Below are 13,424 nucleotides of genomic sequence, written 5' to 3'. Positions count from 1 at the left end.
ATACTCCGCGCGGAGTATAAAACTCTGACACAAAATCAGATCTCGCGTCTGACGATGGAGCTAAAAATAAATGACAAATAACACCATCCCTGCGGTTAGTGAACAGGAAGATATTGATCCAGTAGAAACTCAGGAATGGATTGATGCACTTGAAGCGGTTCTGGAACATGAAGGCAAGGATAGAGCCCAATATCTCATTGAGAAATTAGTGGCAAAAGCCCGCCAATCCGGGTCACAAATTCCTTTCAGCGCGAACACCGCCTACATCAATACTATTTCCCTGGACCAGCAAATAAAGTTTCCCGGAGACATAACGATCGAGCGGAGGATCCGGTCTTATATACGCTGGAATGCCATGATGATGGTATTGAGAGCCAATAAATACAGTAATGTAGGTGGCCATATCGCCAGTTTCGCATCAGCGGCAACCCTTTATGATATTGGTCACAACCATTTTTGGCGGGGTGCATCAGAGACTAATGACGGTGATCTGGTTTATATCCAGGGGCATTCCGCACCGGGTGATTACGCCCGCGCTTACCTGCTGGGCCGTCTGAACGAAGAACAATTGGATCGTTTCCGTCAGGAAGTCGATGGCAATGGCTTATCTTCCTATCCACACCCCTGGTTAATGCCCGAATTCTGGCAATTTCCAACTGTATCAATGGGTCTTGGACCCATTATGTCGATTTATCAGGCTCGTTTTATGCGCTACCTGCAAGACCGCGGCTTTGCCCAAACCGAAGGGCGCAAGGTCTGGAGTTTCCTGGGAGACGGAGAAACTGACGAACCTGAATCGCTGGGTGCTATCGGCATGGCGGGACGGGAAAAACTGGATAATCTCATTTTTGTCGTCAATTGCAATCTGCAACGACTGGACGGACCGGTCCGAGGCAACGGCAAAATCATTCAGGAACTTGAAAGCACGTTTAGAGGCGCTGGCTGGAATGTCATCAAAGTCATTTGGGGCCGCTATTGGGATTCGCTCTTCGCAAGAGACAAAGATGGCTTGCTGGTCAAACGCATGATGGAATGCGTTGACGGTGACTACCAAACTTTTAAAGCTAAAGACGGGGCATACGTCCGCGAATATTTTTTTAATACACCTGAACTGAAAGCGATGGTCGCAGACCTGTCCGATATGGATATTTGGCAGCTTAATCGTGGCGGACATGATCCGATGAAAATATATGCCGCATTTAATGCCGCTGTAAACCATAAAGGGCAACCTACCGTCATACTGGCCAAGACCATCAAAGGCTATTCGATGGGTGAATCGGGTGAAGCGCAAAACACTTCGCATCAGCAAAAGAAAATGAGCGGCGATTCGTTAAAACGCTTCAGAGAACGTTACGAACTCCCCATTGATGAAGAAGATCTTGAAAAGCTGCCATACCTGAAGTTTGCCGAGGACTCCAAAGAAATGGTGTATATGCGTAAGCGCCGCGAGGAACTTGGAGGCTTTCTACCGAACAGAAGAGCAAAGTCCACATCACTTGAAATTCCAGGTCTGGATACCTTCAAATCCTTGCTCGAAAGCACCGGCGAAGGACGAGAAATCTCCACAACCATGGCCTTTGTGCGCATGCTAAACATTCTGGTCAAAGACAAAAACATCGGCAACCGCATTGTCCCTATCGTCCCGGACGAATCGCGTACCTTTGGTATGGAAGGCATGTTCAGACAACTGGGCATCTGGTCTCAAGTCGGTCAGCTCTATACTCCACAAGATGCCGATCAGTTGATGTTTTACAAAGAATCCAAACACGGACAGGTTTTACAGGAAGGCATCAATGAAGCGGGCGGCATCTGTGACTGGATTGCCGCCGGTACGTCTTATTCGACACATAATGTTCCATTGATTCCGTTTTTCATTTTTTATTCGATGTTCGGATTCCAACGAATTGGCGATTTGATCTGGGCTGCTGCCGATCAGCGCACACGCGGTTTCTTGCTGGGCGGCACCGCGGGGAGAACAACGTTAAACGGAGAAGGTTTACAGCATGAAGACGGGCACAGTCATATTTTTGCCAGCACCGTTCCGAACTGCGTTTCCTACGATCCCACCTACGCCTACGAAGTCATCGTGATTATTCAGGACGGCATGCGGAGAATGTACGCCGAACAGGAAGATATCTTTTATTACCTGACGGTGATGAACGAAAACTACGAACATCCAGCGATGCCGCAAGGTATTGAACAGGATATTCTTAAAGGTATGTATTTGTTCAAAGCAGGCGGCAAGACGAAAGCGCCCCGCGTTCAATTACTGGGTTCTGGAACCATATTCAGAGAAGTGGTTGCGGCGGCGGAATTGCTTAAGGCGGACTGGAAAGTTGAAGCGGATTTATGGAGTTGTCCAAGTTTTACTGAATTGGCAAGAGATGGCCAATCATGTGATCGCTGGAATCGCCTGCATCCGACTGAAACGCCTCGCAAACCCCACGTCAAACAGTGCCTGGAAAACGCTAAAGGCCCTATTGTTGCAGCAACTGATTATATTCGTCTGTTTGCCGATCAAATTCGTCCTTATATTTCGGCGCCTTACACAGTCCTGGGTACGGATGGCTTTGGAAGATCCGACAGTCGAGAAGCGTTGCGCCGTTTCTTCGAAGTTAATCGGTATCATATTGTGGTGACCGCATTAAAGAGCCTGGCTGACGCCGGAGAAATTGAATTGACCACAGTTAAAAACGCTATAACCCAGTACGGCATCAACCCAGACAGCCCTGCACCCTGGCGCTTATAACAAGGAACCGGCAAATGAGTGATTTAATTGAAATTAAAGTACCCGATTTAGGCGGCGCGACTGAAGTCGAAGTTGTTGAAGTACTGATTAAGCCGGGCGACAGTATTGCCCCGGAACAGACACTGGCTGTAATGGAAAGCGATAAAGCGACGATGGATTTGCCCTCTACTCAGGCAGGAACCATTGTAGAAGTCAAAGTCAAAGTGGGCGATAAAATATCACAAGGCCACATTATTGCTTTATTCTCCCCCGCTGAGAGCCTGAAACCGGAAGCCGAAATTCCGGCCTCAGCTCCAAAAGCCGAAGCCCCGGCCGCATCTGTGGCGGCAGCTCCGAGCCCAGAAGTCGAAGCTGAACCGGCAAAACCCGCACCGCCACCTCCGATTGCCAGTCTTCAGCCGGTTTCGGTCGACACCAGCGGCGGCGAGGCGAAACCCCATGCCACGCCCGCTGTGCGTTTATTTGCAAGGGAGCTGGGCATTGATCTGTATAAAATTTCCAAAGGCACAGGACGAAAAGGCCGTATCCTCAAAGAGGATATCAAGTCCTATGTAAAACAAACCTTGAATACAGCCCCGCAAGGCGGCGTAGGCGCAGGCATACCGTCGATTCCGGCGGTCGATTTTACTCAGTTCGGCGAAATTGAAACATTGCCTTTGAGTAAGATCAAACGCCTCACAGGACAAAATCTGACTCGGGTCTGGCTGAATCTGCCGATGGTGACCCACCATGATGAAGCGGATATCACCGATCTGGAAGATTTTCGCAAATCTATCAATAACGAAAACAAGGAAAACAAGTTAACGGGGCTGATTTTCATCACCAAAGCACTCGCCACGGTCATGAAGCAATTTCCGCAGTTTAACGCGTCATTATCTCCCGATGCCGGTAGCCTGATTTTCAAAAAATACTGTCATATCGGAATTGCCGTCGACACGCCAAACGGCCTTGTGGTTCCTGTTTTACGTGATGTGGACAAGAAATCCATTTTTGAATTGTCGTCCGAACTGGCCGAACTCAGTGAAAAAGCACGCGCCGGTAAACTAAAACCTGCAGAGATGCAAGGCGGCTGCATGACTATTTCCAGCCTCGGCGGTATCGGCGGCACCGCGTTCACGCCCATAGTCAATGCGCCTGAAGTGGCCATTCTCGGAATCACACGTGCGAAAATGCAGCCGGTATGGGACGGCAAGCAGTTTGTGCCGCGACTGATACTGCCGCTGGATCTGAGCTATGACCACCGCGTCATCGATGGTGCTGAAGCCGCCCGGTTTATGGTCACACTGAGTAAACTCTTGAGTGACATCAGGCGTTTCATGCTCTGAGTGATCTTCTGAATAATTTTTAATAACGCAACCCCTTGTTTTACCTGCGGCGGCCTGATTGCATTCGCATTGAACCAAAAATAGGAACACCTCATGACCGATAAAGCAGTAACCCCTAATGAATCCAACTTACAAACAGAAGTGCTTGTGTTGGGCGGAGGCCCTGGTGGATATACGGCTGCCTTCAGAGCCGCTGATCTGGGCAAACAAGTTGTGCTCGTTGAACGGTATCCGGTTCTGGGCGGTGTCTGCCTGAATGTCGGCTGTATTCCTTCCAAGGCTTTACTGCATATGGCACAGATAATTCATGAAGCCCAGGAGTTTGCCCATCACGGCCTGGATTTTGGCCAACCGCAACTGGATCTGGACAAAATCAGAAGCTGGAAAGAGAGCGTCACCAAGGGCCTGAATACCGGATTGGACAGCTTGGTCAAACAACGCAAGATTACGCTAATTCAAGGTTCAGGCCAGTTTATCTCCGCCAATGAAGTCCAGGTGGAATCGGCTGAAGGAACGCGCGTAATACGCTTTGATAACGCCATTATCGCAGCCGGCTCTCTACCTACAAAAATACCTGTATTTCCTAATGATGACCCTCGCCTTTGGGATTCAACCGATGCGTTGAATCTGCAGACTATTCCCGAAAAATTATTAATCGTTGGCGGCGGTATTATCGGTCTTGAAATGGCAACGGTTTACCATGCCCTGGGCTCAAAAATCAGCATAGTTGAATTGATGGACCAAATCATTCCAGGCTGTGATAAAGATTTGATCCGCCCGTTACAAAATCGTATAAAAAAACAATATGACAATATTTGGTTGGAAACACGCGTCACAGCAATTGAAGCTCAAGAAGAAGGCCTGAAAGTCTCTTTCGAGGGCAGCAAAGCGCCCGAGACAGAAGTTTTCAATGCGGTGCTGGTGGCAGTAGGTAGAAGGCCCAACGGCAATAAAATCGGCGCTGAAACCGCGGGTATAGAAGTCAGCGAACAAGGCTTTATTCCGGTCGATAAACAGCAACGGACCAATATTCCCCATATTTTCGCGATCGGCGATATCGTCGGCAACCCCATGCTAGCGCATAAAGCAGTCTATGAAGGCAAAATCGCAGCCGAAGTTATTGCCGGACACAAAGCTGCATTTGATGCGCTGACCATCCCGTCTGTGGCCTATACTGATCCTGAAGTTGCCTGGATGGGCCTTTCTGAAAATCAAGCCAAGGAACAAGGTATAGAATATGATAAAGGCGTATTCCCATGGGCTGCCAGCGGACGATCGTTGAGTATGGGCCGCAGCGAAGGAATGACCAAAGTACTTTGCGAAAAAGGAACCGGACGTATCATCGGCGCAGGTATCGTGGGTCCGCATGCAGGTGATCTGATCGCCGAAGCCGTTCTGGCTTTGGAAATGGGCGCAGACGCTGAAGATATCGCTTTATCCATTCACCCTCATCCTACGCTATCTGAGACCTTCGCATTTGCAACCGAAGTCGTCACAGGCACCATTACTGACCTTTACCTCGGTAAGAAACGTTGATCGGCCTCTGACATGAAATTAAGCTTTCTCGCTTCTCATGGGGGCAGTTCGGCCAGGCAAATTATTACCGCGATCAGTGAAGGCAAATTAGTCGGCTATGAAGTCGGCATCCTTATTACTAACAATAAAGATGCCGCAATTTACCAATGGTGTATCGATAATCAGATTACAGTCCATCATATCAGCGCCAAAACCCATCCTGATCATGAAGATCAGGCAATCAGGGACTGTTTAGTTGAGTCCCGGACTGATCTGGTCGTGTTATCCGGTTACATGAAAAAAATAGGCCCGCTTACCTTATCGACTTTTGCTGACAAAATCCTAAACATACACCCATCCCTGCTGCCCAAACACGGCGGGCAAGGTAAATACGGGGACTATGTACACGCTTCGGTATTACAGTCCGGCGACCGGGTTTCGGGCGCGTCTGTTCACTGGGTAAACGGCGCCTATGATGAAGGCCCCGTTTTATTACAAGAAGAAGTCCCCGTTTACCCTGATGATACGGTTGAAACTCTGGGTCAACGCGTTCGAGCCATCGAAGCCGGACTCTACATCAAAGTATTGAAAGCTATTGCAGTCCGCTGACCACTCCATCTGCTATCGCGTTCCATCAACTTTGATGCCATTGAATCCAGCCATTCCCAGGGCGTAAACCTTACTGGGTGCGCCGTTGACCCATCCATGGGGACTTAACGGCAGCACCCACCCTTGCTACCGAATCCCCGCAAAGCTTCCCCTTTTTTTATCATCAAATTGGCAATTGCTGCCATTTTGCCCGCAATTAACGTTAGTCGCAGGCGCAATATTTTGCATCGACTCCAAGCCCAAGCATTTTTATTTTTTTGCCTTTTGTTTAGTGCCCATCTATCTGTCACCTATGCTGAGGCGCAATAATCCAGATCAAAATGAAATCAAGCTTACAAATGACTAGATGCAGATTTTAAACTCTGATAAATTGCAATCAGTTTTATTAAAAAGTGTGAAGGGGGAGGCAAAAAAGAAAATCAAATGTATTTGCTTAGTAAATCATAATAAAAATAATTACTAACATTTTAGGGGAACAAAAAATGGCACTTTCAAAAAAATTAGGCGCTGAGTTTATCGGCACATTCTGGTTGGTATTAGGCGGTTGTGGTAGCGCAGTACTTGCCGCCGCTTTTCCTGAAGTGGGCATCGGTCTTATGGGCGTTTCATTCGCTTTCGGCTTGACCGTATTGACGATGGCTTACGGAATTGGTCATATTTCAGGCTGTCACCTTAATCCGGCCGTTTCGATTGGACTTTGGATGGGGGGGCGGTTCGGCGCCAAAGAATTGGGACCTTATATCGCCGCTCAGGTTTTAGGCGGCATTACAGGAGCAGCGATTCTCTACCTGATCGCTACAGGTAAAGCTGGATTTGATCTAAGCGGCGGGTTTGCATCGAACGGTTACGGTGAGCATTCACCCGGCGGATACAGTCTTGTCGCAGCATTAGTTACTGAAATCGTCATGACCTTCATGTTTTTGGTGATCATCTTAGGCAGTACAGACAGCAGAGCGCCCCAGGGCTTTGCCCCCATAGCGATAGGCTTGGGACTTACATTGATTCACTTGATCAGCATTCCTGTCACCAATACTTCAGTCAATCCGGCAAGAAGTACCGCCGTAGCGATTTTTGCAGGTGACTGGGCTATCTCTCAATTATGGCTATTCTGGGTTGCGCCTATCATAGGCGCTTTGCTTGCCGGCATCGTTTATCGCTGGTTAGGCAATACGGATCAAGCGTAAAAACAGAATAAAATTCTCTCCACAGAATGCAGCGATCTTACCAGTACTGCATCTCTGTGGAGACTTAATCCTGCTTCTTTTGTAATTATCGCTAATCCGCAATCTCAGTCCACTGACATCCGTCCTTAACGATGGGTGATGTATGGTGATTGCCGATACCCTTGGCAATTAATGCAACAACCCTGTCATCCTTGGTATAACCCACATGTGCTTCAAGGGGATTGGCAACTTTTCCAAATCCAAAGGCATCAATCACTTTGGCGACATTGATATTTACGTTAGTTACATTAACGCACAGCCGGGAATCAAGATATGTATCTACAAATCCGTAAGGTATGGCATAACTCAGTAAATCGTTTGGGTCACTGAAGGCAATAATGGAGGTTTCTTTGACTGCTTTCAAATCGTATTTTTCACCTGTCGCTTCACAGTAAGAAGCGTGCTGACCCGTCACTTTTGGTAATTCCCTACCCAGTTGCAACATGGGTAACTGGTTCGACAACATAAAGATTTGAATATGACGGTCGTGTAAAAAGCTCTTTACCCTATCAATCGCCTTGATTTTGTAGACACCATTGGAGTGGACTTCCGGCTCATCCAGCATAGACACCAATCGCTGCAAGCCATCAATGGTAATCCGACTACCTAAACTGTGTGATATGAAGACAAAATTATCATTCATACTTTTTTCATAACTCTTATCAGATGTGCAGGTATGTTTTCCGGATTTAGGTAAATCCTCCCATCCGCCCAGGCCCATCCAGCAGAAAGCCTGCGAGAAGGCCATCAGGATAAATTTTCTGCTTTCGCCTAAATAGATAATAGGATCAGGACCGGTATCATTGGAAAACTTCTTCATCATGTCATTGACTTCTGCACGACGGAAAGAATATTCACCGGAATTATCAAAATCGAGCAAGGCTTTTTCTCTGCGAGTAATTTCCGACCAAGTCAGTTCGTAAAAGAGTAACTCTTTACTGCCATCCTCATTTTGCAAGCGAGTTATTCGCAAATTACCCATATCTTTTTCAGGAGCTAATGGCGATGATAGCTTGATATCCCGATAGGCGCTTTGCTTTGCTGTAACTTTCAGTTCACCACCGAGTTTCTCAAAAAACTCGGTGGCATAGCCCGGCAAACGATCCCCAACACCATGAACCATTAACACTTTCGTTTTACTGGCACTATTGGACAATCCTGGTTCGATTCCGTCAAATGCTTTACCTTTAACCTGACAAACCCGTGTATCTTGTTCATTCGACTTCTCGAGCACAGCCTCAGCAATACCTTTACCAAAACTCGCACAACCCGATATCGAAATTAGCCCAGCCATGCCGAGGAAAAATAAATGAGCTCTGACTTTTATGTAATGTCTATTCATAATCTTTATTTCTGTTTTGTTTATGCACATTGATATCAGTGACGGATATCCTGACCAAAAGTCTGCGCGAAGTCGTCTTTTTATTCAATCGGTTAACGTTTTTAAAACAACTCTCCATGTCAATAGCAGCAATTCTCAGCTTGATCTTTTCGGCATCATTTTGGGCTGGAAAAGCCTTTTGAGGAACGCCGTAAAACCCTTCCATGGGGACTTGACAGCAGCATCCCTGCTGCCTACATACATAGCTGGCTTAATCATAATTAATTCAATCTATTATGCCACCTTTACTACTCGTCATAGAATAATGCTGTCCAGTAACAAAGCACAAAGCCTGTTTTTTGCCGAATCTAAGTTTCATTTCTATCTAAAAAGCACATATTTTATTCAACAGGCCAGCTGATTTATAGTAGAATATTAGTAACTATTAATATATATGGTGACGCTTTTGGAAAACTTTACCCCACTCTCCTCATTTTCGGGCGGACTTCTAATCGGTCTCGCAGCCACGCTTTTGCTTTTATTTAATGGCCGCATTGCCGGCATCAGCGGCATCATGAGCGGCCTGATAAGCCCCGGCAAAGGCGAAATATTCTGGCGCCTCGTTTTTTTGCTGGGCCTTGTTCTGGGCGCCTTGCTTGTAAAAGCAGTTATTCCTGATTCGATAAAAATAAGAGAAGGCTTCCCTTATGGTCTACTGGCAATAGGGGGTTTTCTGGTCGGTTTCGGCACACGCATGGCCAATGGCTGCACAAGCGGCCATGCTGTTTGCGGTATCGCGCGTCTATCAAAACGTTCGATTGCGGCAACGCTCACCTTCATTGTTAGCGGCATGATGACCGTTTATCTTTTGCGTCACCTTATAGGACTTTCAGTATGAAAAATAATACTGTCGCCCTTCTTTGCGGGATTATTTTTGGAGCTGGTTTGACGCTAAGCCAAATGACTGATCCAGCCAAAGTGCTTAGTTTTCTAGATGTTACCGGAAACTGGGATCCTAGCCTTATATTCGTCATGCTGGGTGCATTAACGGTAACAATGATCAGTTTCAGGAAAATTTTAAAAAAACCGTCGCCTCTGTTAACTCAGCGGTTTGTGATTGCCAGTAAAACAGCCCTGGATAAACCTCTTATTTTGGGTTCTGCTATATTCGGCATAGGCTGGGGAATTACAGGTTACTGTCCTGGACCTTCAGTTGCAGGCTTGGGACTAGGCAACATCGAAGCGCTAATTATGGTCTGCTCTATTTATGCAGGCTTTTGGGCTTATGGAAAAATGAAGGTGTAACCGAATTTCAAAGGAAGGCGCTGAGCGAGTACTCAGCGCCTCGACTAAATTAATGTCTGGACTTGGCGGACACATAGCCAATGAGCGCCAGCACGACACTCAAACCATACCACATAGCCATTGGCCACTGGGATACTGACTGAACAGTGCCCTCATTGCCAAATTCGTTACTGGCCATAGAGGAATTTGCGCCAAGCAGCATCAGTAGAACCAAACAACTAAAAATCACGTTTTTTCTCATCTGTTTTTGCATAGAATTGCCTCAAAAAATCCCGCCTATTTCCGTCTTATTAAATGAATTCCTTTTTCGGTGCGGACTGAATTCTATGAAAACCAGCGCTAAAAAGCCATTGTACTCGCGTACCAGAATATCAATAACATGAACTAAATCATATAATTAGTGTGACGCAGGTCATATTTACGACATTCAACCTAATTGAAGAGTTTTTACCGTGTCAATAAAGCCTGATCAGCATCAAAAAATAATAACGATAAAAGCCGCATTTAAATTAAATGCGCCCATAAATCATGCTCATCCGCTTCCTCAAATTCAACATCGACCCAGTCACCGACATTAAGGTGTGTTGCGCCATCAATAAATACCTGACCATCGATTTCAGGTGCATCGGCTTTAGTTCTGGCGATAGCCCCTTCTGCGACAACCTCATCAACCAATACCGTTTCAACGCGGCCGACTCTCTGCTGCAATCTTTCCTCGCTGATTTCTGCTTGATGGGCCATAAAACGGGCTAATCTTTCCTGTTTGATTTCTTCAGGTATTGAATCGGGCAAGTCATTGGCTGCTGCGCCTTTGACCGGCGAGTAAGCAAAGCAACCGACTCTGTCCATCTGCGCTTCAGTCAAAAACTGCAACAAGTCTTCAAATTCCTGCTCTGTTTCACCGGGAAAGCCTACTATAAAAGTACTGCGCAAGGTAATATCGGGGCATGAACGACGCCAGGCTCTAATGCGTTCCAGATTATTTTCAGCGGCAGCCGGACGCCTCATCAACTTAAGAATCCGGCTACTGGCATGTTGAAAAGGGACGTCCAGGTACGGCAATATTTTTCCTTCAGCCATCAACGGCACTACATCATCAACATGCGGGTACGGGTAGACATAATGCATCCTCACCCATACATCCAATTCGCCCAGCGCGTTGGCCAAATCATAGAAACGGGTTCTGTAAGCATTGCCCCGCCAGTTTCTCTCCTGGTACTTAAGATCCAAACCATAAGCACTGGTATCTTGAGACACCACCAGCAATTCTTTAACGCCGGCATCCGCTAACCGCTCGGCTTCCAGCATGACTTCGTCGATCGGACGACTGACCAAATCACCGCGCATGGACGGAATGATGCAAAATGTGCAGCGATGATTGCAGCCTTCGGAAATTTTCAAGTAGGCATAATGCCGTGGCGTCAATTTGATACCTTGCGGCGGCACCAGACTAATAAACGGGTCATGTGTCGGCGGCAAATGTTCATGCACTGCAGCAACCACTTCTTCCAGCGCATGAGCGCCGGTAATGCTCAATACTTGCGGATGACGGGCCCTGATCTCATCGGCTCTCGCCCCCAGACAACCGGTCACAATAACGCGACCATTTTCAGCCAATGCCTCGCCAATACTGTCCAGTGATTCTTCAACAGCCGAATCAATAAACCCGCAGGTGTTAACCACCACCAAATCAGCTTCTTTGTAAGAAGGCGATACTTCGTAACCTTCCGACCGGAGTTTGGTCAGTATTCTTTCACTGTCAACCAAGGCTTTAGGACAACCCAGACTGATAAAACCGATATGTGGCGCACTCATTTATACTCTCATCAATTACTTTAAAAAAACGCTAAGAACCTTAATTAGGACAATCCGCCAGAACAATCGCCCGTTTTGGGGCAGGATAGCCCTCGCTGGTCAGATTAACATCATCCGGATCAAGAAAATCCTTTAACGAATGGAACTGCATCCACTCGGTGGAACGTTGCTCCTCAATCGAGGTAACACTGACATCGATAACCCGGCAATTAATAAAACCACAGCGTTTCATCCACCCCAGTAGGGTTTCGCAACTGGGCAAAAACCAGACATTCCTCATTCTGGCGTAACGATCTTCCGGGACTAAAACCTGACCTAATCCACCATCAATTACCAGGGTTTCCAAAACCAGTTCGCCACCCGGGCGCAAGCATTCCTTCAACTCAAGCAAATGGTCAATAGGCGAACGCCGGTGATACAAAACCCCCATGGAAAAAACCGTATCAAAAGCTTTCATGCCATACGGTACATCTTCAATACCAACAGGCAATCCATAAATTGGCGCTTCGCCATACAGCTGCCTAAGCAGTTGAAACTGCATGATATTGAGCAACAACGGATCAATACCCACCACCATTTTTGCACCAGCCCCCAGCATCCGCCAGCAGTGATAACCGCTACCGCAACCGACATCCAGGACCAGCCTGTACTTAAGCGGTTTGATGTGATCTTTTAAACGATCCCACTTCCAATCCGAACGCCATTCGGTATCGATCGGCACCCCAAACAACTCATAGGGACCTTTTCGCCAGGGATGAAACTGTTTTAGACCATCAATAAACAGCTCAGGGGATAAGGCATTCAGATCGGTTGAAACACCAATCTTCACCACATCGGCATCCAATTCAATCAACGAAGGTTTTAGCCCTGATAACGAATTAATCAAATCATGCCATTTTTTTGAATTGCCATGCCGTTCGGGATCTAACGATTTTTTAAGCTGGTCCGGTAAGGCATCCGCCCAAACCTGAGCCCCTGCCTCGCGCAACACGTCATATAAAGGTTGATAGTCGATCATTTCAGCGCAATCATTGACACAAAATTAAAAAATTGAACCAGATCTTGGCACTGCTGATGTTGACCCAACGTTTCAGGTATCAATGCCGTTCGTTTCTGTTAAATTCCGGATGCTACCCTGAACTTTTTTAAAGATAGGGTGCATATCCTTCGTTGGTCAAATTATAAAGGGGTGACACTATAACAGTTGGCCCCTGCCTAATCACTCAAAATGAATTGCACTTGTTAGTTAAATCCGCGAAGTAAATAAGAAAAGGACGTCAACAAATCCCGGAGATCGCTTATAAAAAATCAACAATTTGAATCTATTTAGAGACCAGTCAGTACAGATGGCTAAAAAATACCAGCCCTCTCAATTTTCTCAGTTTGATCTTTTCGGCGTCATTTTGGGCGGAGAAAAGCCTTTTGAGGAACGCCGTAAAACCTTCCATGGGGGCTTGACAGCAGCATCTGACCGCCAAGGACGGTGGAAATGCAGATTATGTCCGGAATAAAAATCTGCCCTGCTGCGAACATCCTCAACAAGCTTCCCCAGCACTTTTGTC

Annotated in this window: 11 protein-coding genes; 7 read left to right on the top strand and 4 right to left on the bottom strand. The window is 46.8% G+C overall.

What is annotated here, in order from left to right:
- Nucleotides 1-70 precede the first annotated feature (70 nt).
- From aceE to aqpZ, 5 genes are all read left to right on the top strand, one after another.
- The gene (gene aceE, locus Q7V32_RS07695) at nucleotides 71-2,749 is read left to right on the top strand and encodes a pyruvate dehydrogenase (acetyl-transferring), homodimeric type (RefSeq protein WP_304896396.1); all 2,679 of its coding nucleotides are present in this window, start codon (nucleotides 71-73) and stop codon (nucleotides 2,747-2,749) included.
- A gap of 14 nt (nucleotides 2,750-2,763) precedes the next feature.
- Nucleotides 2,764-4,074: a dihydrolipoyllysine-residue acetyltransferase gene (gene aceF / locus Q7V32_RS07690; RefSeq protein WP_304896395.1), complete on the top strand. Its 1,311-nt coding sequence runs from the start codon at nucleotides 2,764-2,766 to the stop codon at nucleotides 4,072-4,074.
- Between the two features lie 93 nt (nucleotides 4,075-4,167).
- A complete protein-coding gene (gene lpdA / locus Q7V32_RS07685) occupies nucleotides 4,168-5,610 on the top strand; it encodes a dihydrolipoyl dehydrogenase (protein WP_304896394.1) in 1,443 nt (480 codons plus the stop codon).
- A gap of 12 nt (nucleotides 5,611-5,622) precedes the next feature.
- Nucleotides 5,623-6,198, top strand: a complete 576-nt coding sequence (locus tag Q7V32_RS07680) for a phosphoribosylglycinamide formyltransferase (protein WP_304896393.1) — start codon at nucleotides 5,623-5,625, stop codon at nucleotides 6,196-6,198.
- A gap of 482 nt (nucleotides 6,199-6,680) precedes the next feature.
- A complete protein-coding gene (gene aqpZ / locus Q7V32_RS07675) occupies nucleotides 6,681-7,382 on the top strand; it encodes an aquaporin Z (RefSeq protein ID WP_304896392.1) in 702 nt (233 codons plus the stop codon).
- 91 nt (nucleotides 7,383-7,473) lie between these two features.
- On the opposite strand, the gene Q7V32_RS07670 is transcribed toward aqpZ, so the two are convergent.
- Nucleotides 7,474-8,763, bottom strand: coding sequence for a hypothetical protein (locus Q7V32_RS07670; RefSeq protein WP_304896391.1), 1,290 nt, complete (start codon nucleotides 8,761-8,763; stop codon nucleotides 7,474-7,476).
- A gap of 433 nt (nucleotides 8,764-9,196) precedes the next feature.
- Between Q7V32_RS07670 and Q7V32_RS07665 the strand changes: the two genes are divergently transcribed.
- Entirely contained in the window at nucleotides 9,197-9,640 is a 444-nt protein-coding gene (locus tag Q7V32_RS07665) for a YeeE/YedE family protein (RefSeq protein WP_304896390.1), read from the top strand.
- The gene (locus Q7V32_RS07660; RefSeq protein ID WP_304896389.1) at nucleotides 9,637-10,047 is read left to right on the top strand and encodes a DUF6691 family protein; all 411 of its coding nucleotides are present in this window, start codon (nucleotides 9,637-9,639) and stop codon (nucleotides 10,045-10,047) included. Before Q7V32_RS07665 ends, Q7V32_RS07660 begins: the two co-directional genes overlap by 4 nt.
- 49 nt (nucleotides 10,048-10,096) lie before the next feature.
- Here Q7V32_RS07660 and Q7V32_RS07655 read toward each other — a convergent pair whose 3' ends face one another.
- From Q7V32_RS07655 to cmoB, 3 genes are all read right to left on the bottom strand, one after another.
- On the bottom strand, nucleotides 10,097-10,300 hold the full coding sequence (locus Q7V32_RS07655) for a hypothetical protein (protein ID WP_304896388.1): 204 nt from the start codon (nucleotides 10,298-10,300) through the stop codon (nucleotides 10,097-10,099).
- A 251-nt stretch (nucleotides 10,301-10,551) separates the two neighbouring features.
- Nucleotides 10,552-11,862 carry a 30S ribosomal protein S12 methylthiotransferase RimO gene (rimO, locus tag Q7V32_RS07650; protein WP_304896387.1) on the bottom strand — a complete coding sequence of 437 codons (1,311 nt, stop codon included), beginning with the start codon at nucleotides 11,860-11,862 and terminating at the stop codon, nucleotides 10,552-10,554.
- 40 nt (nucleotides 11,863-11,902) lie between these two features.
- On the bottom strand, nucleotides 11,903-12,880 hold the full coding sequence (cmoB, locus tag Q7V32_RS07645) for a tRNA 5-methoxyuridine(34)/uridine 5-oxyacetic acid(34) synthase CmoB (protein WP_304896386.1): 978 nt from the start codon (nucleotides 12,878-12,880) through the stop codon (nucleotides 11,903-11,905).
- Nucleotides 12,881-13,424: the final 544 nt, after the last annotated feature.

The organism is Methylicorpusculum sp. (assembly GCF_030651835.1).
In the GTDB taxonomy this organism is placed as follows: domain Bacteria; phylum Pseudomonadota; class Gammaproteobacteria; order Methylococcales; family Methylomonadaceae; genus Methylicorpusculum.
This window is presented reverse-complemented; position numbering and strand designations above follow the sequence as displayed.

Bases quoted from the DNA above. Each gene is read 5' to 3' on its own strand.
- aceF (WP_304896395.1), top strand. From the start codon at position 2,764: ATGAGTGATTTAATTGAAATTAAAGTACCCGATTTAGGCGGCGCGACT.
- Q7V32_RS07680 (WP_304896393.1), top strand. From the start codon at position 5,623: ATGAAATTAAGCTTTCTCGCTTCTCATGGGGGCAGTTCGGCCAGGCAA.
- aqpZ (WP_304896392.1), top strand. From the start codon at position 6,681: ATGGCACTTTCAAAAAAATTAGGCGCTGAGTTTATCGGCACATTCTGG.
- lpdA (WP_304896394.1), top strand. From the start codon at position 4,168: ATGACCGATAAAGCAGTAACCCCTAATGAATCCAACTTACAAACAGAA.
- Q7V32_RS07670 (WP_304896391.1), bottom strand. From the start codon at position 8,763: ATGAATAGACATTACATAAAAGTCAGAGCTCATTTATTTTTCCTCGGC.
- Q7V32_RS07655 (WP_304896388.1), bottom strand. From the start codon at position 10,300: ATGCAAAAACAGATGAGAAAAAACGTGATTTTTAGTTGTTTGGTTCTA.
- rimO (WP_304896387.1), bottom strand. From the start codon at position 11,862: ATGAGTGCGCCACATATCGGTTTTATCAGTCTGGGTTGTCCTAAAGCC.
- cmoB (WP_304896386.1), bottom strand. From the start codon at position 12,880: ATGATCGACTATCAACCTTTATATGACGTGTTGCGCGAGGCAGGGGCT.
- Q7V32_RS07665 (WP_304896390.1), top strand. From the start codon at position 9,197: ATGGTGACGCTTTTGGAAAACTTTACCCCACTCTCCTCATTTTCGGGC.
- Q7V32_RS07660 (WP_304896389.1), top strand. From the start codon at position 9,637: ATGAAAAATAATACTGTCGCCCTTCTTTGCGGGATTATTTTTGGAGCT.
- aceE (WP_304896396.1), top strand. From the start codon at position 71: ATGACAAATAACACCATCCCTGCGGTTAGTGAACAGGAAGATATTGAT.